This is a genomic window from Motilibacter rhizosphaerae (genome assembly GCF_004216915.1).
GTDB lineage: Bacteria > Actinomycetota > Actinomycetes > Motilibacterales > Motilibacteraceae > Motilibacter > Motilibacter rhizosphaerae.
This window is the reverse complement of the sequence record NZ_SGXD01000005.1, coordinates 298,285-318,076: the sequence shown is the minus strand read 5'-3', so window position 1 is coordinate 318,076 and position 19,792 is coordinate 298,285. Positions and strand designations below refer to the sequence as shown.

Sequence of the window (19,792 nt, the reverse complement as noted above, 5' to 3'; positions counted from 1 at the left end):
TCGGGAGCGACTTTGGCCGGCCCCCAGCCCGCGAAGCACATCTTCGTCACGGGAGGCGTCGCCTCCTCCCTCGGCAAGGGACTCACCGCCTCCAGCCTCGGCAACCTGCTGACGCGCCGGGGCCTGCGGGTGACGATGCAGAAGCTCGACCCCTACCTCAACGTCGACCCCGGCACGATGAACCCCTTCCAGCACGGCGAGGTGTTCGTCACCGACGACGGCGCGGAGACCGACCTCGACGTCGGGCACTACGAGCGCTTCCTCGACCGCTCGCTGCACGGCTCCGCCAACGTCACGACCGGCCAGGTCTACAGCGCGGTCATCGCGAAGGAGCGCCGCGGCGAGTACCTCGGCGACACGGTCCAGGTCATCCCGCACATCACCAACGAGATCAAGGAGCGCATCCTCCGGCTCGGGCGCGCGGGCGAGGTCGACGTCGTCATCACCGAGGTCGGGGGCACCGTCGGCGACATCGAGTCCCTGCCCTTCCTCGAGGCGGCCCGCCAGGTGCGCCACGACGTCGGCCGCGACAACGTCTTCTTCCTCCACGTCTCGCTCGTGCCCTACATCGGCCCGTCGGGCGAGCTCAAGACCAAGCCGACCCAGCACTCCGTCGCGGCGCTGCGCAGCATCGGCATCCAGCCCGACGCCATCGTCTGCCGCTCCGACCGCCCGATCCCCCAGGGCGTCAAGCGCAAGATCTCGCTGATGTGCGACGTCGACGAGGAGGCCGTGGTCGCGGCCATCGACGCGCCCTCGATCTACGACATCCCGAAGGTGATCCACGCGGAGGGGCTCGACGCGTACGTCGTGCGCCGGCTCGGTCTCGCCTTCCGCGACGTCGACTGGACCGGGTGGGACGACCTGCTCCAGCGCGTCCACCAGCCTGCCCGCACGGTCACGGTCGCCCTGGTCGGCAAGTACGTCGACCTGCCCGACGCGTACCTCTCGGTCACCGAGGCCCTGCGCGCCGGCGGCTTCGCCCACGACTGCCGCGTCGACCTGCGCTGGGTGCCGGCCGACCTCTGCGACACCCCGGAGGGCGCCGCGCAGCAGCTCGGCGGGGTCGACGCCGTCTGCGTGCCCGGCGGGTTCGGCGTGCGCGGCATCGAGGGCAAGCTCGGCGCGATCCGCTACGCCCGCGAGCACCGGATCCCGACGCTCGGGCTCTGCCTCGGCCTGCAGTGCATGGTCATCGAGTACGCGCGCGACGTCGCCGGCCTCGAGGGCGCCAACTCGCTGGAGTTCGACCCCGAGGCGCCGCACGCGGTCGTGGCGACGATGGCCGACCAGCGCGACGTGGTCGCCGGCGAGCGCGACATGGGCGGCACGATGCGCCTCGGGCTCTACCCCGCGAAGCTCGCCGAGGGCAGCGTGGTCCGCGAGGTCTACGGCGAGCCGTACGTCGAGGAGCGGCACCGCCACCGCTACGAGGTCGCGAACGCCTACCGCCAGCAGCTCGAGGAGGCGGGCCTGCGCTTCTCCGGGACCTCACCGGACGGCCGGCTGGTCGAGTTCGTCGAGCTGCCGCGCGAGGCGCACCCGTACTTCGTCGGGACGCAGGCGCACCCGGAGTTCCTCTCCCGCCCGACGCGGCCGCACCCGCTGTTCGCCGGTCTCGTGCGCGCCGCGCTGGACACCCGGGAGGAGCAGCTCTCGGTCGAGCTCGTCCCCGAGGTGGCGGGCGCGTGAGCCGCCCCGGCGTCGACGAGAAGGCGACCGACAAGCGGCTCGTCCGCTCGGAGCGGGTCTTCCAGGGCAAGGTCTGGGACGTCCGCCGCGACACCGTCGACCTCGGGGAGGGCGGCACCGTCGAGCGCGACGTCCTCGCGCACCCCGGCGCGGTGGGCGTGGTCGCGCTGGACGAGCAGGAGCGCGTGCTGCTGCTGCGCCAGTACCGCCACCCCGTCGGGGCCTACCTCTGGGAGCCGCCCGCGGGCCTGCTCGACGTCGAGGGCGAGGACCCGCTCGTCAGCGCCCGGCGCGAGCTCTGGGAGGAGACGGGCTACCGCGCGGCGACCTGGCACGTGCTCGTCGACTTCTACAACTCGCCCGGTGGCACGAACGAGTCGTTCCGCTGCTACCTGGCGCGCGGGCTGGAGCGCGTCCCCGAGTCCGAGCGCCACCAGGGCGAGGGCGAGGAGGTCGGCATGGAGCTGGCCTGGCTCCCGCTCGACGAGGCCGTCGGGCGCGTGCTCGCCGGCGAGCTGCACAACCCGACCGGCGTCTCCGGCCTGCTCGCGGCATGGGCGGCCCGCGCCCGCGGCTGGCAGGACCTGCGGGCGGCCGACGCGCCGTGGGAGTGGCGGGTCCGCCCCTGCTGAGCGGGGCGGGCCTAGAGTCCCGAGACGTGTCGGTCGCGGCGCTGGTCCCCCAGCAGGCGGACGGGCCGGGCGATGAGCCCGCGGCCCCCTCGGCCGTCCTGCGCGGGCTGCTGCAGACCTACCTCGACCACCTCGCGGTCGAGCGCGGTGTCTCCGCCAACACCCTCGCGGCCTACCGGCGCGACCTGCGCCGCTACCTCGCCCACCTCGCGGCCAGCGGGCGCGAGACCCTCGACGGCGTCGGGGAGACCGACGTCTCGGGCTTCCTCGCCGCCCTGCGCCGAGGGTCTGCCACCTCCCCGCCGCTGTCCGCCGCGTCCGCCGCGCGGGCGGTCGTCGCCGTCCGCGGCTTCCACCGCTTCGCGCTGCGCGAGGGCGCCGTCACCGACGACGTAGCCCGCGCCGTGCGGCCGCCGACCCCGCCCAAGCGGCTGCCCAAGGCCATCGCCGTCGAGGAGGTCACGGCGCTGCTCGACGCCGCCGTCGCCGACGGCGGCCCGCGCGGGCTGCGCGACCGCGCCCTGCTCGAGCTGCTGTACGGCTGCGGCGCACGCATCTCCGAGGCCGTCGGGCTCGACGTCGACGACCTCGACCTCGACTCCGGCGCCGTCCGGCTGCTCGGCAAGGGCAGCAAGGAGCGGATCGTGCCGGTGGGGCGCTTCGCGCGGGAGGCGGTCGCGGCGTACCTCGTGCGCGGGCGGCCCGAGCTCGCGGCCGCCGGCCGGGGGAGCGCGGCGCTGTTCCTCAACGCGCGAGGTGGGCGGCTCTCCCGGCAGAGCGCGTGGGTGGTGCTGCGGGCGGCTGCGGAGCGCGCCGGCATCAGCGCGGAGCTCTCGCCCCACACGCTGCGCCACTCGTTCGCGACGCACCTGCTCGACGGCGGGGCTGACGTCCGGGTCGTGCAGGAGCTGCTCGGGCACGCCTCCGTGTCGACGACGCAGATCTACACGCTGGTGACGGTCGACCGGCTGCGCGAGGTGTACGCCTCGGCGCACCCGCGCGCGCTCACCCGCTGACCCTCCTCCCCGTGATCATGCAGGTCCTGGGATGGGCCCTGCCTCCCGCACCCTCGTGATCATGCACATCTTGGGCCGATCGCCCGCCCCAAGACCCCGGTGATCATGCACCTCCTGGGGCCGATCGCCCCGCCCTCAAGACCCTCGTGGTCGTGCACGTCCTGCGCTGGTCGGCCAGCCCCCAAGACGCTCGTGATCATGCAGATCTTGGTCCCATCCCTCCGCCCGGGATGTGCATGATCACGGGGAGGTTGAGGTTCCAGGATGTGCATGATCACGGGGGAGCTGGGGTCCCAGGATGTGCATGATCACGGGGAGGTGGGGGCCCAGGATGTGCATGATCACGGGGAGGTGGGGGGCCAGGAAGTGCATGATCACGGGGGAGGGGTGGCGGCGAGGGCGGCGCCGGCGGCGCGCAGGTGCTCCTCCGGCTCCGCGAGCGCCGGAGCGACGCCCCCCGCCAGGTCGACCAGGGCGAGCGCGGTGTCCGCAGGCGGGGCGATCGCCAGCTGGCCCGCCACCACCGCGGTGCGTACGCCGGCGTCCCGCGCGAGCGCGAGGGCGTGCGCCGGCGCCTTGCCGGTGAGTGAGGTCGCGTCGAAGCGGCCCTCGCCGGTGACGAGCAGGTCTGCCCCTGCGAGGGCAGCGGCCAGCCCGACGAGCTCCGCGACGCGCGCGGCGCCGGGCACGAGGCGGGCACCCCACGCTGCCGCCAGCCCGTACGCGGTCCCGCCCGCCGCGCCCGCGCCCGGCGCTGCGGGGTCACCACCCAGCAGCGAGGCCAGCCGCAGCAGGCCGCGGTCGAGCAGGGCGACGTCGCCGGGGGACGCTCCCTTCTGCGGCCCGAACACGGCCGCGGCACCCGCAGGACCGGTCAGCGGGGCGGCGACGTCGACGAGGACGTCGACGCCGCCGGGCGGTGCCGCGACGAGCCGGTGCAGGTCGACGGCCGACAGCCGGTCGAGCGCACCGCCGCCGAGGGGGAGCGGGCGGCCGTCGCCGTCGAGGAAGCGGACGCCGAGCGCGGCGAGCAGGCCCGTACCCCCGTCGGTGGAGGCGGAGCCCCCGACGCACACGACGAGCCGGTCGACCCCCTCGGCGAGCGCGGCAGCGAGCACCTCGCCCAGGCCGCGCGTGTGCGCGCCGAGCGGGTCCGGCCGATCCAGCAGCGGGAGCCCGGAGGCGACGGCGAGCTCGGCCACGCCCGTACGGTCCGGCAGGAGCAGCCACGCCGCGTCGACCGGGCGGCCGTCCGGGCCGGAGACGCCGGGGACGGCGCGACGGACCGCGCCGGGGACCGCGAGCTCGAGCGCGTCGAGGCTGCCCTCACCGCCGTCGGCGAGGGGGAGCAGCACCAGCTCGTCGCCCGGACGCACCGAGCGCCAGCCGTCGGCGAGCGCGGCGGCGACCCGCGTGGCCGGGACGGTGCCTTTGAAGCTGTCGGGTGCGAGGACGACGCGCACGCTCAGCGCGGGTGCGGCGCGGAGCGGACGACCTTGACGTTGAAGCCGGAGCCGCCGAGGGCGCCGGCGATCCGCAGCCAGAGCGGCAGCCACATCTCCATCCCGCGCGCGGCTTCGATGCCCCCGAGGTCGAGCACGTCGGCGTGGCCGAACGCCCGCAGCACCCCGGTGACGAGGGCCTTGGCCTCCGCGTCGTCGCCGGCGACGAACACCGTCGTGTCCTCGCCGAGCGTCTCCGGGTGGACCATCAGCGGGGCCGTCAACGTGTTGAGCGCCTTCACCACGCGCAGCCGGGGGTACGCCCGCTGGACCTGCTCTCCCAGCGAGTCGGTGTTGCAGACCGACAGCGTCGGCAGGCCCTCACCGTGCTGCAGCGGGTTGGCCACGTCGAGGTAGACCCGCTCGCCGAGCGCCTGGGCGCCCACCGCCTCGAGCACCGCGAGGGTGACGTCCCCTCCGCTCGCCCCCACCACCAGCTCGGCGTCGGCCACGGCGTCCCGGAAGGCCGCCACACGGACCCCGGGGTGGGCGTCGAGCCAGACCCGCAGCGGCCGCGCGCCCCACCCCGCGTCCTCGCGCGCGAGCGAGGCGGCCGGGTCGCGCGTCCCGACGACGACCTCGTGCCCCAGCTCCGCCAGCCGACCCGCGATGTGCTGCCCGACCATGCCCGTCCCGAGGACCGCAGTGCGCATGCCCGCAACCTAGTCCGGCCCCGGCCGCCGGTCGACGGTGCAGCGCACCGGTCTCGTTGCCGCTGCGGTCCGCCAGCGCGTAGGGTCCCCTCGCGGGCGAGCGGACGGAGGCGCATCGGTGGCGAGGGGCGTACGGCACGAGCAGCCCTCCCTGCTGCCCGGCGGCGACGAGGCCCTCCTCGACCTGCGCCGCGCCAAGCCCGGATCCGCCCCCCCGACCCGGGCCACGCGCGAGCGGATCCCGGCCCCGGCCTTCCCGGACCCGCCGCCGCTGCAGGAGCACGGCCCCGCGCGCGTCATCGCCGTGTGCAACCAGAAGGGCGGGGTCGGCAAGACGACCTCGACGATCAACCTGGGCGCGTCGTTCGCCGAGCTCGGCCGCAAGGTCCTCCTCGTCGACCTCGACCCGCAGGGCGCGCTGAGCGTCGGGCTCGGGGTCAGCGCGCACGACCTCGACCTCACCGTCAACGACGTGCTGCTCGACCGCAGCAAGGGCCTCGCGGACGTCCTGCTCAAGACCGAGTCTCCGCTGCTCCACCTCGCCCCCGCCAACATCGAGCTGTCCGGCGCGGAGATCGCGCTCGTCAACGAGGTCGGGCGCGAGCAGGTGCTCGCCGACGCCATCGACGACGTGGTCGACGACTACGACGTCGTGCTCATCGACTGCCAGCCCTCGCTCGGGCTGCTCACCGTCAACGCGCTCACCGCCGCCGACAGCGTCCTCATCCCGCTGGAGTGCGAGTACTTCGCCCTGCGCGGCGTCGCGCTGCTCGTCGACACCATCACCAAGGTGCGCAACCGGCTCAACCCCGACCTCGAGATCGAGGGCATCCTCGCGACGATGTACGACGGGCGCACCACCCACAGCCGCGAGGTGCTGGCGCGCCTCGTCGAGGCGTTCGGCGACAAGGTGTTCCAGACCGTCATCGCGCGGACCGTCCGCTTCCCCGAGACGACGGTCGCGGGCGCCCCGATCACGAGCTACGCGCCGAGCTCCACCGGAGCCGAGGCCTACCGCCAGCTGGCCCGCGAGGTGCTCTCCCACTGGGCCGCCGCTGCGGGCGACGCCTCCGGTCGGTGACCGCCGCGGGGACGAGCGAGCCGGTCGCGAGCGCCGCCTCGCCCGCGCCGTTCGCGGTGCGGCTGGACAACTTCGAGGGCCCGTTCGACCTCCTGCTGCAGCTCATCAGCAAGCACCAGCTCGACGTCACCGAGGTGGCCCTCGCCAAGGTCACCGACGACTTCATCGCGCACATCCGCGCCATGGGCTCCAGCTGGGACCTCGACCAGGCCTCGGAGTTCCTCCTCGTCGCGGCGACCCTGCTCGACCTCAAGGCCGCTCGGCTGCTCCCGAGCGCGGAGGTCGAGGACGAGGAGGACCTCGCGCTGCTGGAGGCGCGCGACCTGCTCTTCGCCCGGCTGCTGCAGTACCGCGCCTACAAGGAGGTCGCCGCCGAGCTCGCGCTCCGCCTCGCCGAGGAGTCGCGGCGCTTCCCGCGCAGCGTCTCGCTCGAGGCCCAGTTCGCCGGGCTGCTCCCCGAGGTCGTGCTGGGGCTGGGGCCCGACGCCTTCGCCGCGCTGGCCGCCCGGGCGCTCGCGCCGAGGCCGGTGCCGACCGTCATGGACGAGCACGTCCACGCCGCACGGGTCAGCGTCCGCGAGCAGGCGGAGATCCTCGTGGCGCGGCTGCGCGGCGGGCGACCCACCACCTTCCGCTCGCTGGTGGCGGACGCCGAGGAGACCCTCGTCGTCGTGGGCCGCTTCCTCGCCCTGCTCGAGCTGTTCCGCGACGGCAGCGTCGCGTTCGAGCAGGTGGACGCGCTGGGCGAGCTGCAGGTGCGCTGGACGGGCGCGGCGGACGGCGCGGACGCCGTCGTCCGCGCGGCGTCGGACTTCGACGAGGACCTCGCGCCCGCCGCGGGCGAGGAGCAGGAGGGGCAGGCATGACGGAGACCACAGAAACCACGCAGACCACGGAAGCCACGGGACCCGTCGAGGAGCCCGCGCAGCTCGCCGCGGTGCCCGAAGTGCCGCTGCGCCCCGCCCTCGAGGCCGTCCTCCTCGTGGTCGACGAGCCCGTCCCCTCCCTCGTGCTGGCGGCGCTGGTCGAGCGGCCGGTCGACGAGGTCGAGCAGGCGCTGCGCGAGCTCGCAGCCGGCTACGCGGAGCAGGGCCGCGGCTTCGAGCTGCGCCAGGTCGCGGGCGGCTGGCGCTACTACACCGCCCCCGAGTGCGCACCGGTCGTCGAGCGCTACGTGCGCGACGGCCAGCAGGCACGGCTGACGCAGGCCGCGCTCGAGACGCTGGCGGTCGTCGCGTACCGCCAGCCGGTCACCCGCGGGAGGGTCAGCGCCATCCGCGGCGTGAACGTCGACGGCGTGGTGCGTACCCTCGTGGCGCGGGGCCTGGTCGAGGAGGCCGGCTCCGAGGAGTCCGGTGCGCTGCTCTACCGCACGACCGGCTACTTCCTGGAGCGGCTCGGGCTCGGCTCGCTGGACGAGCTGCCGCCGGTCGCGCCGTACCTCCCCGAGGTCGACGCCGTCGACCTGGGCTGAGGGTGGGTCTCTACTAGAGGATGAGGGTTCTGGACGTGCAGAACGAGGGTGTCCGGCTGCAGAAGGTGCTGGCGGCCGCGGGGCTCGGGTCGCGCCGCGCCTGCGAGGTGCTCATCGACCAGGGGCGGGTCGAGGTCGACGGCAAGCGCGTCCGCGAGCAGGGCATGCGGGTCGACCCGGACACCGCGGTCATCCTCGTCGACGGCCGCCGCATCAACGCGGCGCCCGACAAGGAGTACCTCCTCCTGCACAAGCCCTCGGGCGTGGTCAGCGCCATGAGCGACCCGGAGGGCCGTCCGACGCTGAGCGACCTCGTGGGGGAGAGCCGGCGCCTCTTCCACGTCGGGCGCCTCGACATGGACACCGAGGGCCTGCTCATCATGACCAACGACGGGGAGCTGGCCCACCGCCTCGCGCACCCGTCGTTCGAGGTGGAGAAGACCTACCTCGCGGAGGTGCCGGGCCCGGTCCCGCGCGGCATCGGCAAGCAGCTGCGCGAGGGCGTGGAGCTCGAGGACGGCGTCGCCTCCGTCGACTCCTTCCGCGTCGTCACCGCGTCGTCGAACCGCGCCATGGTCGAGGTCGTCCTCCACGAGGGCCGCAAGCACGTCGTGCGCCGCATGCTCGCCGAGGTCGGCCTGCCGGTGCAGCGGCTGGTGCGCGTCCGCTTCGGGCCGCTCTCGCTCGGGGACCTGCGCCCGGGCAAGGTGCGCCCACTGAACCAGAAGGAGATCGGCGCGCTGTTCGCCGAGGTCGCGCTGGTCGAGGACCGGCGGACGGACGACGACGACCGCGCGGACGGCCCGCAGGACGCCGACGAGTAGGGTGCCCGAGCGCGGCAGGCGACCGCGCGGAGCACGAGGGAGCAGGGGTACGTGGCAGTCCGAGCCGTCCGTGGAGCCGTCCAGCTCGACCGCGACGAGGCCGAGCACCTGCTCGACTCCGTCGAGGAGCTGCTCGTCGAGATGCTCAAGGCGAACGAGCTCTCCCTCGACGAGCTCATCAGCGTGCTGTTCACCTCGACCCCGGACCTGGTGAGCGAGTTCCCCGCCGTCGCCGCCCGTCGCCTGGGCATGGGCGACGTGCCGCTGATGTGCGCCCAGGAGCTCGCCATCGCCGGCTCGCTGCCGCGCGTGGTGCGGGTGCTTGCGCACATCGAGACCCCGAAGTCGCGCCAGGAGCTGCGCCACGTCTACCTGCGCGGGGCCGTCGCGCTGCGCCGCGACATCGCGCAGTGACGAGCGCGCCGGCGGAGGAGGGCGGGGGCGCGCTCCGGACCGTCCACGTCGCGGGGGCCGGGCTCATCGGCGCGTCGGTCGGGCTGGCGCTGCGGCGCGCCGGCGTCACCGTCACGCTGAGCGACGCCGACCCGGAGGTCGCCCGCCGGGCCGAGGAGCTCGGCGCGGGGAAGGCCGCCCTGCCGGAAGAGCCGGTCGACGTCCTCGTCGCGGCCGCGCCGCCCGCTGCCGTGGCGGGCGTGCTGCTCGAGGCCGTGGCGGCGGGGCGCGCCCGCACGTACACCGACGTCGCCGGGGTGAAGGAGGGGCCGCTGCGCGCGGTCGCCGACGCGCACCCCGGTCTCGCGAGCCTCGTCGGCGGCCACCCGATGGCCGGGCGCGAGCGCAGCGGTCCCGGCGCGGCGCGTACGGACCTGTTCGAGGGGCGGCCGTGGATCGTCACGCCGCTGCCCGGCAGCGGCGCCGAGCACGTGGAGCGGGTCGAGGCGCTGGCCCTCGCCTGCGGCGCGGTCCCGGTCCGCATGGAGCCGGCGGAGCACGACCGGGCGGTGGCGCTCGTCTCGCACGCCCCGCACGTCGTCGCGGCGCTCGTCGCCGGGCGGCTCGCGGCGGCCCCCGAGCGCGCGGTCGGCGTCGCGGGCACGGGCGTCCGCGACATCACGCGGGTGGCCGAGTCGGACCCCGCCCCCTGGCTCAGCCTGCTCACCGCCAACGCCGCTCCCGTCGCCGAGGTCCTCCGCGCGCTGCGCGCCGACCTGGACCGCGCGCTCGACGCGCTCGACGCGCTCGCCGCGGGCGGTGCCACGACCGACGACGTGGAGGCGCTGCTGCGGGCGGGCAACGCCGGGCGCCAGCGGCTCCCGGGCCGCCACGGCGGACCGGTCGAGCACCTCGCCACGGTTCCGGTGGTGGTGCCCGACCGCCCCGGCGAGCTGGCGCGGCTGCTCGTCGCGGTCGAGGAGGCGGGCGTCAACGTCGAGGACCTCGAGATCGAGCACAGCCTCGGCCAGCCCGCGGGTCTGGCGGAGGTGCTGGTGCGCCCGGGCGAGGCCGACCGGCTCGCGGCCGCGCTGACGGCGGCCGGGTGGTCGGTGCACCGGTAGTCTGGTCCCTCGTGACCGGTGCTCCTGCTCCCCTCCAGCGGCTCGTCCTCGCGGTCGACGGGCCCTCCGGCTCCGGGAAGTCCTCGGTCTCGCGCCGCGTCGCCCGCGTGCTCGGGCTCGGCGTCCTCGACACCGGCGCGATGTACCGCGCCGTGACCTGCGCCGCGCTGGACCGCGGGCTGGACCTCGCCGACGCCGACGCGGTGGCCGCGCTGGCGCGGGCGGCGCAGCTCGAGCAGTCGCTCGACCCCGAGCGCGAGTCCGTCGTCATCGACGGCACCGACGTGACGACCGCGATCCGGGAGCCGCGCGTCTCGGCCGCGGTCAGCGCGGTGGCCACCAACCTCGCCGTCCGCGAGGAGCTCGTCGCCCGCCAGCGCGCGGTCGCCGCCTCCGGCGGTGTCGTCATCGAGGGCCGCGACATCACGACCGTCGTCGCCCCCGACGCCCCGGTCCGCATCCTGCTCACCGCCGACGAGGGGGCCCGGGTCGCCCGCCGGGCGCGCGAGCTGCACGGCACCGCAGACGCGCAGGCGCTGGCGGCGACGCAGGACCTCGTCGTGCTGCGCGACGCCCGCGACTCCACGGTCGCGGCGTTCACCACGGCTGCGGAGGGCGTCGTCGAGATCGACACCTCGGCGCTCGGCTTCGACGAGGTCGTGCAGGCGGTGCTCGACGTCGTCGTCGCGCGCGTCCCCGAGGCCGCCGCCGTCCTGCACCCGGCGGAGGCCGCCCGATGAGCAGCTCGCACCGCGACTCGCACGACTCCGACGCCCTGGACGCGCACGACGCCCTGCCCACGCAGGACACGCAGGACGCGCAGGACGGGACGGCCCCCGCCCCCCTCCCCGGGGAGCAGCAGCACGGCTTCGACGAGGGCGACGACAGCGACGACCTGCTGCACGCCGAGGACGAGCTCGACGACGACGACGGGGACGACGACCTCGACGGCTTCGACGAGCTGGCGGAGACCGACGCCCTGCGCTCGGAGTACGCCGACGACCTCGACGACGAGGCCGCGGGGCTCGTCCTGCCCGTGCTCGCCGTCGTGGGCCGGCCCAACGTCGGCAAGTCCACCCTGGTCAACCGCATCCTCGGGCGCCGTGAGGCGGTCGTCGAGGACGTCCCCGGCGTGACGCGCGACCGCGTCGCGTACGACGCCCAGTGGAACGGCCGCGACTTCACCCTCGTCGACACCGGCGGCTGGGAGCGCGACGTGACCGGGCTCGACGCGCGCGTGGCCGAGCAGGCCGAGCTGGCCGTCGAGGCCGCCGACGCGGTGCTCTTCGTCGTCGACGCGACCATCGGCACGACCGACACCGACGAGGCGGTCGTGCGCGTGCTGCGGCGGTCCGGCAAGCCCGTCGTCCTCGCGGCCAACAAGGTCGACAACGCGCGCACCGAGGCCGAGGCCGCGTCGCTGTGGAGCCTCGGGCTCGGTGAGCCGCTGCCCGTCTCCGCGCTGCACGGCCGCGGCACCGGCGACCTGCTCGACGCGGTGCTGGGCGTGCTGCCGCAGCCGCGGCCGGCCGAGAGCGCGCCGTCCGGTCCGCGGCGCATCGCGCTCGTCGGGCGCCCCAACGTCGGCAAGTCCTCGCTGCTCAACGCCCTCGCGGGGGAGGAGCGCGTCGTCGTCGACGCGACGGCCGGCACCACGCGTGACCCCGTCGACGAGATCGTCGAGCTCGGCGGGCGCGACTGGCGCTTCGTCGACACCGCGGGGATCCGCCGCCGGGTGCACCTCACCTCCGGCGCCGACTACTACGCCTCGCTGCGCACCCGCGCGGCCATCGAGAAGGCGGAGGTGGCGGTGCTGCTGCTCGACGCCAGCGAGCCGCTGGCCGAGCAGGACATCCGCATCGCGACGATGGTGGAGGAGGCGGGGCGCGCGCTCGTCCTCGCCTTCAACAAGTGGGACCTGCTCGACGAGGACCGCCACGAGCTGCTCGAGCGCGAGGTCGAGCGCGACCTCGGCCCGGTGCGCTGGGCGCCCCGCGTCAACATCTCGGCCAACACCAAGCGCCACCTCGAGCGGCTCGTCCCGGCGCTCGACACCGCGCTGCAGGGCTGGGAGACCCGCGTCCCGACCGGGCGGCTCAACTCCTTCCTCGGCCAGCTCGTGGCCGCCACGCCGCCGCCGGTGCGCGGGGGCAAGCAGCCGAAGATCCTGTTCGCCACGCAGGCCGCGAGCCGGCCGCCGCGCTTCGTCATCTTCACGACGGGGTTCCTCGAGGCGGGCTACCGGCGCTTCATCGAGCGCCGCCTGCGCGAGGAGTTCGGGTTCGCCGGGACGCCGATCTCGCTCTCCGTCCGCGTGCGCGAGAAGCGGTCGCGCAAGAAGTAGCGGCTGTCCGGCGGACCGCCGGCGTGCGGTAGGGTTCTTCCTGCCTCGCCGCGCTTCTGCGCTCGTCGGGGCTTCGGGCTGTAGCGCAGCTTGGTAGCGCACTTGACTGGGGGTCAAGGGGTCGCAGGTTCAAATCCTGTCAGCCCGACGTTCGAGCGGGGCCGGTCTGCGGACCGGCCCCGCTCGTCTGTCCCGAGCACGGTCTGCAACGCTGCATGGTTGCATGCTCACGCTCCGTAGCCTCTCCTCCAGTGACGCGATAGGCTGACCGGGACAGCCGCCGGGCGGGAGGAGAGGCCGTTGGGCTCCACCGACGCGGGTGCGCTCGACGCTGGCGTGCTGACCGTCCCCAACGCGCTCTCGGCGGCGCGGCTGCTGGGCGTCCCCGTCTTCCTCGTCCTCGTGCTCGGCCACCACGACGGCTGGGCCCTCGCCCTGCTCGTCGCCAGCGGCGTCACCGACTGGCTCGACGGCTGGCTCGCCCGCAGGCTCTCGCAGACCAGTCGGCTCGGGGCGCTGCTCGACCCGGCGGCCGACCGCCTCTACATCGTCGCGACCCTCGTCGGGCTCACGGTGCGCGGCATCATCCCGCTGTGGCTGCCGGCGGTCCTCATCGCCCGCGAGCTGCTGCTGTCGGTCGTGCTCGCGCTGCTCCAGCGCCGCGGGTACGGCCCGCTGCCCGTGCACTTCCTCGGCAAGGCCGCGACCGCGAACCTGCTCTACGCCTTCCCCCTGCTCCTGCTCGGCGACGGCACGGGGACCGTTGCGACGACGGCCGACGCGGTCGGCTGGGCCTTCGCGGTCTGGGGCACGGCCCTCTACTGGTACGCCGGCGTCCTCTACGTCCTGCAGGCCCGCGACGTCCTGGGCTGGGGCGGCGTACCCGGCGTGCGGGCGGGAAGGACAGCGGCGTGAGAGCGGTCGTCATGGCAGGCGGCGAGGGCACGCGCCTGCGCCCCATGACGGCCTCCATGCCCAAGCCGCTGCTCCCGGTGGTCAACCGCCCGATCATGGAGCACGTCCTGCGGCTGCTGCGCCGCCACGGCTTCGACGAGACCGTCGTCACCGTGCAGTTCCTCGCCGCGCTGGTGCGCAACTACTTCGGGGACGGCGAGGACCTCGGCATGCACCTGCAGTACGCCACCGAGGAGACCCCCCTCGGCACGGCGGGCAGCGTGCGCAACGCCGCGCACCTGCTGCACGACGACACCTTCCTCGTCATCAGCGGCGACGCGCTCACCGACATCGACCTCAGTGCGATGGTCGACGCGCACCGCAAGCGCGGCGCGCTCGTCACCGTCTGCCTCAAGCGCGTCGAGAACCCCCTCGACTTCGGCATCACGATCCTCGACGAGCAGGACCGGGTGCAGCGCTTCCTCGAGAAGCCCACGTGGGGGCAGGTCTTCTCCGACACCGTCAACACCGGCATCTACGTCATGGAGCCGGAGGTGCTCGACCTCGTCACCGTCGGCGAGACGGTCGACTGGTCCGGCGACGTCTTCCCGCAGCTGCTCGCGCAGGGCGCGCCCGTCTACGGCTGGGTCGCGGACGGCTACTGGGAGGACGTCGGTACGACGGAGTCCTACCTCCGCGCCCAGGCGGACGTGCTGCTGCGCAACGTCGACGTCGACATCGACGGCTTCGAGGTCTCCCACGGGGTGTGGATCGGGGAGGGCGCCGACGTCGACCCCGATGCCAAGCTCATCGGCCCGCTCTACATCGGCGACTACGCCAAGGTCGAGGGCGGCGCGGTGATCCGCGAGCACACCGTGCTCGGCAGCAACGTCGTCGTGAAGTCCGGTGCGCTGCTCGAGCGCGCCGTCGTCCACGACAACGTCTTCATCGGTCCCCAGACGAGCCTGCGCGCCTGCGTCGTCGGCAAGAACACCGACATCATGCGCGGCGCCCGCGTCGAGGAGGGCGCGGTCATCGGTGACGAGTGCGTCATCGAGGAGGAGGCGATCGTCCAGTCGGGGGTGAAGGTCTACCCCTTCAAGACCCTCGAGGCCGGCGCGGTCGTCAACCAGAGCGTCATCTTCGAGTCGCGCGGCCAGCGGAACCTGTTCGGCGCGCGCGGCGTGAGCGGGATCGTCAACGTCGAGATCACCCCCGAGCTCGCGGTGCGGCTCGCGAGCGCGTGGGCGACCACGCTGCCGAAGGGCTCGACCGTCGTCACGGCGTGCGACCACAGCCGCGGCGCCCGGACGATCAAGCGCGCGGTGATCGCGGCGCTCAACAGCTCGGCGCTCAACGTGGAGGACCTCGAGGCGGTGCCGCTGCCGGTGGCGCGCCTGCACACGGCGGACGTCGGCAGCGGGGGCGTCTACGTGCGCACGACGCTCGGGCAGCCGGAGAGCATCGACATCGTGCTGCTCGACAGCACCGGCGGGGACATCAGCCAGAGCGACCAGCGCAAGGTCGAGCGGGTGTTCAGCCGCCAGGAGTACCGCCGCGCGTTCCCCGGCGAGATCGGCACCCTGGTGTGGCCGAGCCGGGTGGGGGAGGCGTACGTCACCTCGCTGCTGCGCTCGATCAGCACCCGCGGGGTCGCCGAGGCGGAGATGAAGGTGGTCGTGGACACCGGCGGCGGCTCGGCCGCGCTGATCCTGCCCTCGCTGCTGGGCCGGCTCGGCATCGACGTGCTCACCATCGGCAACCGGCTCGACGAGTCGTACCCCACCGAGACCCCCGAGGGCCGGCGCAGCGCGCTCGCGCGCCTGGGCGACCTCGTCGCCTCCTCGGGTGCGGCGTTCGGCGTCCGCTTCGACACCGTGGGCGAGCGCATCTCGCTCGCCGACGAGACCGGCCGGGTCATCGACGACGAGCGGGCGCTGCTCGTCGTGCTGGACCTCGTCGCGGCCGAGCGCAACCACGGCACGGTGGCCCTGCCGGTCACGACGACGCGGGTGAGCGAGCAGGTCGCGCGCTTCCACGGGGTGCGGATCGCGTGGACGGGGACCTCCTCCGACCAGCTGGCGCTCGCCTCCCACGAGCCGGACCTCGTCCTCGGCGCGGACGGGCGCGGGGGGTTCGTCATCCCCGAGTCGAGCGGCAACATCGACGGCATGGCGACGTTCGTCCACCTCGTGGGCCTCGTGGCACGGACCCAGCTGCAGCTCTCCGAGATCGACGCGCGCATCCCGCAGTCGCACATGGCCCGGCGCTCGGTCCCCACCCCGTGGGCGGCCAAGGGCGCGGTCATGCGCAGCGTCGTGGAGGCAGCGGCCGGCCGTCCCCTGGACACCACCGACGGGGTCCGCCTCACCGAGCCCGACGGGGCGTGGGTCCTCGTCCTGCCCGACCCCGCCGAGCCCGTCACCCACCTCTGGGCCGAGGCGGCGGACGCCGAGCGCGCCGAGGAGCTGCTCGAGGAGTGGACCCACACGGTCGAGCGTGCCGACCGCTGAGGGGAGCGGCCCCGGCTCGACCATGGCGCTGGTCGACGACCTGCTGCTCCACCGCACGCCCCACCCGCGCACCCCGCCGCCCGGCCCCCCGCCGCGCGCCGTCCGGTGGCTCGGCGCGCTGGTGGGGGTGCTCTGCGGCCTCGTGCTCGTCGTCGCCGCGCTGCACGCGCGCACGGGCGTGCCCGTCACCGCCCAGCAGCGCAGCCTCGTCGCCGCGGTGGACGACCGGCGCACGGCCCTCGACGGCACCGAGCAGCAGCTGCGCGAGCTGCGGGCCGCGGTGGCCAGCGCGGCCACGGCGCCGGTCGCGCCCGCAGCACTGCCGAGCGCCGGACCCAGCGGCGCCGCCGCCGCCCTGCCCGCGGAGGGCAGCGGCGTCGTGCTCCGGCTCGTCGTGCCCACCGGTGCGGACCAGGCGGTGCAGGACCGCGACCTCCAGCAGCTCGCCAACGACCTCTGGGCAGCGGGCGCGGGGGCCGTGGCGCTGGACGGCGTGCGCCTCGGCCCGCGCACCGCGATCCGCACCGCCGGCAGCACGGTGCTCGTGGGCTACCGGCCCGTCAGCCCGCCGTACGTCCTGAGCGCGACCGCCCCGGGTGCCGGCGGCGGGGCCGCCCTGCGCGCCCGCGTCCTCGCCGGCCCGGCACGCGAGCAGCTGGCCGACCTCGCCGCGGCGTACGACGTCGGCTGGTCGCTCTCGTCGCGTACGGTCTCCCTGCCGGCCGCGTCCCCCGCCCCCCTGCGGCTGGCGTCTCCAGCGCCGGGAGGAGGACGGTGACCGCGGTCCTCGGCCTCGTCGTCGGCGTCGTCGCCGGCCTGCTGCTGCACCCGGCGGTGCCGCTCTGGCTGCAGCCGTACCTCCCCATCGCCGTCGTCGCGGCGCTCGACGCCGTGTTCGGCGCCCTGCGCGCCGGGCTCGAGGGGCTGTTCGACGAGCGGGTCTTCGTCGTCTCGTTCGTCTCCAACACCGTGGTCGCGGCGCTCATCGTCTTCCTCGGCGACCAGCTCGGCGTCGGCGGCCAGCTCTCCACGGGCGTCGTCATCGTCCTCGGCGTGCGGATCTTCGCCAACGTCGCGGCGATCCGCCGCCGGCTGTTCGGGGCCTGAGCGTGACCGCACCCGCTCTGGAGCTGCTGCGCCGCGCGCTGCGCCCCAGCCGCGGCCAGGCGGTCGTCGCGGTCCTGCTCGCCCTGGTCGGCTTCGGGCTCGTCGTGCAGGCGCGTTCCGCGACGGGGTCCGGGCTCGCGGGGCTGCGCCAGCCGGAGCTCGTCCGCATCCTCGACGACACCGAGGCGCGCTCCCAGCAGCTGCGCCAGGAGCAGGCCCGGCTCCAGGCGCAGCTCGACCGGCTGCGGGCGGCCGGCGCCGACCAGCAGGCGGCGGCCGCGCAGGCGCGCAGCCGCGCCGAGCAGCTCGAGGTGCTCGCCGGCACGCGCGCGGCGCGCGGACCCGGGGTCGAGCTGCGCGTGCCCGACCCGCACGGCGCCGTCGGCGCCGCGACGCTGCTCGACGCCGTGCAGGAGCTGCGCGACGCGGGCGCCGAGGTGGTCGCCGTCGACGGCGTGCGGATCGTCGCCAGCAGCGCCTTCGTCGACGTCGGCGGTGGCGTCGAGGTGCGTTGGACCGGCGGGAGCGCGGAGGTCTCCGCGCCGTACCTCCTCCAGGCGATCGGCCCGGTCCAGGAGCTGCGCACCGGCCTCGCGATCCCCGGCGGGGTGCTCGACGACCTGCAGGCCCTGCAGCTGGAGCCGGTGCTGACGAGCGCGGGCGCGCTCGAGCTCGGGCCCCTGCCCGGCACGTCGCTGCCGCCCTCGCCCCTGCCCTCGGGGAGCCCGGGCCACTAGGCTGCCCGCGCCCGACCAGACCGAGTCCGAGACGAGCAGGAGGCGCTGTGGTCCCCGAGGAGCTGCACTACACCGAGCAGCACGAGTGGCTGCGCGAGCAGGACGGCGTGGTGCGCGTCGGGATCACCGACTACGCCCAGGACGCCCTCGGCGACGTGGTCTTCGTGTCGCTGCCCTCCGTCGGTGACACGGTGAGCGCGGGGGAGTCGTGCGGCGAGGTCGAGTCCACCAAGAGCGTCAGCGAGGTCTACGCACCGGTGAGCGGTGAGGTCGTCGCCCGCAACGACGCGCTCGACGCCACGCCGGAGCTCGTCAACTCCGACCCGTACGGCGAGGGCTGGATGTTCGAGGTGCGCGGCTCCACCGAGGGCGTGGAGCTGCTGGACGCGGCGGGGTACTCCTCGCTCACCGGCGGCTGACCCGCGCTCGGCGCGCGGGACGGGACGTAGGCTCGCCCCAGCGCGGTTGACCCGCACCGCTGCGGGCCGTAGGTTCCGGGACAGGTCCGACCCTCGACCTCGAGTGGAGGTCGACACGCCGTCGAGCTGGAGGAGAAGCGCATGCCGTTCTGCACCCACTGCGGGCACGCCAACGACGAGTCCGCGCGGTTCTGCAGCACGTGCGGCTCCGCCCTGCGTCCCGTCGACGCGACCACCGCGCTGCCGCTGGGCGGTACGCCGGAGCCGGCCGTCGAGGCCGAGGAGCCGGCCGGCGTCACGCCCGCGGACCTGGCCGCGGTCGACGCGCTGCCGCCCGGGTCCGCCCTGCTGGTCGTGCGCCGCGGGCCCAACGCCGGCAGCCGCTTCCTCCTCGACGAGGACGTGACGACGGCGGGCCGCCACCCGGAGAGCGACATCTTCCTCGACGACGTCACCGTCTCGCGCCGGCACGTGGAGTTCGTCCGCGTCGAGGGCGGCTTCGAGGTGCGCGACGTCGGGAGCCTGAACGGCACCTACGTCAACCGCGAGCGCATCGACACCGCGCCGCTGACGGGCGGCGACGAGGTCCAGATCGGCAAGTACCGGCTGGTCTACCTCGCCGGCGGGAGCGGCGGAGGAGCCAGGGGGTGAGCGCCCTGCCCGCGCCCGCCAGCCGCAGCATCGGCGAGGTCCTCGCGGAGCTGCGCCAGGAGTTCTCCGACGTGACGATCTCGAAGATCCGCTTCCTCGAGGCCGAGGGGCTGGTCGAGCCGCAGCGCACGCCGTCGGGCTACCGGAAGTTCTCCACCGCCGACGTCGAGCGGCTGCGCTACGTCCTGCGCGCCCAGCGCGACCACTACCTGCCGCTGCGGGTCATCAAGGACCACCTCGACGCGCTCGACCGCGGGCTCGAGCCCCCGCAGACGGCGCTCACGGCTCCGCGGGTGCCGCGCGTCGTCCCCGAGCCCGGCACGCCGCTGCCCGCCGACGCCGGCGGCCCCCCGCTGCGGCTCTCGCGCCGCGAGCTCTGCGAGGCCGCCGGGCTGGAGGAGCGCCAGCTGGCCGAGGTCGAGGGGCACGGCCTGCTCCGGGCGCCCGAGGGCGGCTGGTACGACCGCGACGACCTGCGCGTCGCGCAGACGGTCGCCGAGCTCGCCCGCTTCGGCGTCGAGGCGCGCCACCTGCGCCCCTTCCGCACCGCCGCGCAGCGCGAGGCCGACCTCGTGCTGCAGGTGACCGACCCCCTGCAGCGCCAGCGGCAGGCCGACTCCCAGGCCAGGCGCGAGGAGGCGGTGCGCGAGCTGTGCGCGCTGACCCTGCGCCTGCACGCCCTGCTCGTGAAGGCCGCGGTGGACGGCGAGGACCGCTGAGCCCGGCTGGGCCCTGC

General features: G+C 75.1%; 21 protein-coding genes and 1 tRNA gene. 20 read left to right on the top strand and 2 right to left on the bottom strand.

Annotation, left to right across the window (positions count from 1 at the left end; all coding sequences use genetic code 11):
• The first annotated feature begins 12 nt into the window (after nucleotides 1-12).
• From EV189_RS18230 to xerD, 3 genes are read left to right on the top strand one after another with little or no spacing between them, the layout of a single operon-like run.
• A complete protein-coding gene (locus tag EV189_RS18230; protein WP_130494419.1) occupies nucleotides 13-1,692 on the top strand; it encodes a CTP synthase in 1,680 nt (559 codons plus the stop codon).
• On the top strand, nucleotides 1,689-2,324 hold the full coding sequence (locus EV189_RS18225) for an NUDIX domain-containing protein (RefSeq protein ID WP_130494418.1): 636 nt from the start codon (nucleotides 1,689-1,691) through the stop codon (nucleotides 2,322-2,324). Before EV189_RS18230 ends, EV189_RS18225 begins: the two co-directional genes overlap by 4 nt.
• A gap of 26 nt (nucleotides 2,325-2,350) precedes the next feature.
• The gene (gene xerD, locus EV189_RS18220; protein ID WP_269204202.1) at nucleotides 2,351-3,340 is read left to right on the top strand and encodes a site-specific tyrosine recombinase XerD; all 990 of its coding nucleotides are present in this window, start codon (nucleotides 2,351-2,353) and stop codon (nucleotides 3,338-3,340) included.
• Nucleotides 3,341-3,714: 374 nt separating this feature from the next.
• Here the strand turns inward: xerD and EV189_RS18215 are convergent, their stop codons facing one another.
• Both EV189_RS18215 and EV189_RS18210 read right to left on the bottom strand, forming a co-directional pair.
• Nucleotides 3,715-4,803 carry a glycerate kinase gene (locus EV189_RS18215; RefSeq protein WP_130494416.1) on the bottom strand — a complete coding sequence of 363 codons (1,089 nt, stop codon included), beginning with the start codon at nucleotides 4,801-4,803 and terminating at the stop codon, nucleotides 3,715-3,717.
• A 2-nt stretch (nucleotides 4,804-4,805) separates the two neighbouring features.
• Nucleotides 4,806-5,495: an NADPH-dependent F420 reductase gene (locus EV189_RS18210; protein ID WP_130494415.1), complete on the bottom strand. Its 690-nt coding sequence runs from the start codon at nucleotides 5,493-5,495 to the stop codon at nucleotides 4,806-4,808.
• Between the two features lie 184 nt (nucleotides 5,496-5,679).
• On the opposite strand from EV189_RS18210, the gene EV189_RS18205 reads away from it, so the two are divergent.
• From EV189_RS18205 to ftsR, 17 genes are all read left to right on the top strand, one after another.
• Complete coding sequence (locus EV189_RS18205) at nucleotides 5,680-6,576, top strand: ParA family protein (RefSeq protein WP_407938159.1); 897 nt, start codon at nucleotides 5,680-5,682, stop codon at nucleotides 6,574-6,576.
• Nucleotides 6,573-7,442, top strand: a complete 870-nt coding sequence (locus EV189_RS18200) for a segregation and condensation protein A (RefSeq protein WP_231116545.1) — start codon at nucleotides 6,573-6,575, stop codon at nucleotides 7,440-7,442. Before EV189_RS18205 ends, EV189_RS18200 begins: the two co-directional genes overlap by 4 nt.
• On the top strand, nucleotides 7,439-8,050 hold the full coding sequence (scpB, locus tag EV189_RS18195) for an SMC-Scp complex subunit ScpB (RefSeq protein ID WP_130494413.1): 612 nt from the start codon (nucleotides 7,439-7,441) through the stop codon (nucleotides 8,048-8,050). Before EV189_RS18200 ends, scpB begins: the two co-directional genes overlap by 4 nt.
• A gap of 35 nt (nucleotides 8,051-8,085) precedes the next feature.
• Nucleotides 8,086-8,874 carry a pseudouridine synthase gene (locus tag EV189_RS18190; RefSeq protein ID WP_231116544.1) on the top strand — a complete coding sequence of 263 codons (789 nt, stop codon included), beginning with the start codon at nucleotides 8,086-8,088 and terminating at the stop codon, nucleotides 8,872-8,874.
• Nucleotides 8,875-8,925: 51 nt separating this feature from the next.
• The gene (gene aroH, locus EV189_RS18185) at nucleotides 8,926-9,288 is read left to right on the top strand and encodes a chorismate mutase (RefSeq protein ID WP_130494411.1); all 363 of its coding nucleotides are present in this window, start codon (nucleotides 8,926-8,928) and stop codon (nucleotides 9,286-9,288) included.
• Nucleotides 9,285-10,391 carry a prephenate dehydrogenase gene (locus EV189_RS18180; RefSeq protein WP_130494410.1) on the top strand — a complete coding sequence of 369 codons (1,107 nt, stop codon included), beginning with the start codon at nucleotides 9,285-9,287 and terminating at the stop codon, nucleotides 10,389-10,391. Before aroH ends, EV189_RS18180 begins: the two co-directional genes overlap by 4 nt.
• Nucleotides 10,392-10,402: 11 nt before the next feature.
• Nucleotides 10,403-11,131 carry a (d)CMP kinase gene (cmk, locus tag EV189_RS18175; RefSeq protein ID WP_130494409.1) on the top strand — a complete coding sequence of 243 codons (729 nt, stop codon included), beginning with the start codon at nucleotides 10,403-10,405 and terminating at the stop codon, nucleotides 11,129-11,131.
• Nucleotides 11,128-12,735, top strand: coding sequence for a ribosome biogenesis GTPase Der (gene der, locus EV189_RS18170; RefSeq protein ID WP_130494408.1), 1,608 nt, complete (start codon nucleotides 11,128-11,130; stop codon nucleotides 12,733-12,735). Before cmk ends, der begins: the two co-directional genes overlap by 4 nt.
• Nucleotides 12,736-12,809: 74 nt before the next feature.
• Nucleotides 12,810-12,883, top strand: a tRNA-Pro gene (locus tag EV189_RS18165).
• 152 nt (nucleotides 12,884-13,035) lie between these two features.
• Nucleotides 13,036-13,650 (top strand): CDP-alcohol phosphatidyltransferase family protein, encoded by a 615-nt coding sequence (locus EV189_RS18160; protein WP_130494407.1) that lies wholly within the window; start codon nucleotides 13,036-13,038, stop codon nucleotides 13,648-13,650.
• A complete protein-coding gene (locus EV189_RS18155; protein ID WP_130494406.1) occupies nucleotides 13,647-16,142 on the top strand; it encodes a mannose-1-phosphate guanyltransferase in 2,496 nt (831 codons plus the stop codon). The genes EV189_RS18160 and EV189_RS18155 overlap by 4 nt, the downstream gene beginning before the upstream one ends.
• Nucleotides 16,129-16,920, top strand: coding sequence for a DUF881 domain-containing protein (locus EV189_RS18150; RefSeq protein WP_130494405.1), 792 nt, complete (start codon nucleotides 16,129-16,131; stop codon nucleotides 16,918-16,920). Before EV189_RS18155 ends, EV189_RS18150 begins: the two co-directional genes overlap by 14 nt.
• A complete protein-coding gene (locus tag EV189_RS18145; protein ID WP_130494404.1) occupies nucleotides 16,917-17,249 on the top strand; it encodes a small basic family protein in 333 nt (110 codons plus the stop codon). Before EV189_RS18150 ends, EV189_RS18145 begins: the two co-directional genes overlap by 4 nt.
• A 2-nt stretch (nucleotides 17,250-17,251) precedes the next feature.
• Nucleotides 17,252-17,986 (top strand): DUF881 domain-containing protein, encoded by a 735-nt coding sequence (locus EV189_RS18140; protein WP_165400379.1) that lies wholly within the window; start codon nucleotides 17,252-17,254, stop codon nucleotides 17,984-17,986.
• Between the two features lie 47 nt (nucleotides 17,987-18,033).
• A complete protein-coding gene (gene gcvH / locus EV189_RS18135; RefSeq protein ID WP_130494403.1) occupies nucleotides 18,034-18,405 on the top strand; it encodes a glycine cleavage system protein GcvH in 372 nt (123 codons plus the stop codon).
• A 141-nt stretch (nucleotides 18,406-18,546) separates the two neighbouring features.
• The gene (locus EV189_RS18130) at nucleotides 18,547-19,056 is read left to right on the top strand and encodes an FHA domain-containing protein (RefSeq protein WP_130494402.1); all 510 of its coding nucleotides are present in this window, start codon (nucleotides 18,547-18,549) and stop codon (nucleotides 19,054-19,056) included.
• Complete coding sequence (gene ftsR / locus EV189_RS18125) at nucleotides 19,053-19,775, top strand: transcriptional regulator FtsR (RefSeq protein ID WP_130494401.1); 723 nt, start codon at nucleotides 19,053-19,055, stop codon at nucleotides 19,773-19,775. Before EV189_RS18130 ends, ftsR begins: the two co-directional genes overlap by 4 nt.
• The last annotated feature ends 17 nt before the right edge of the window (nucleotides 19,776-19,792 follow it).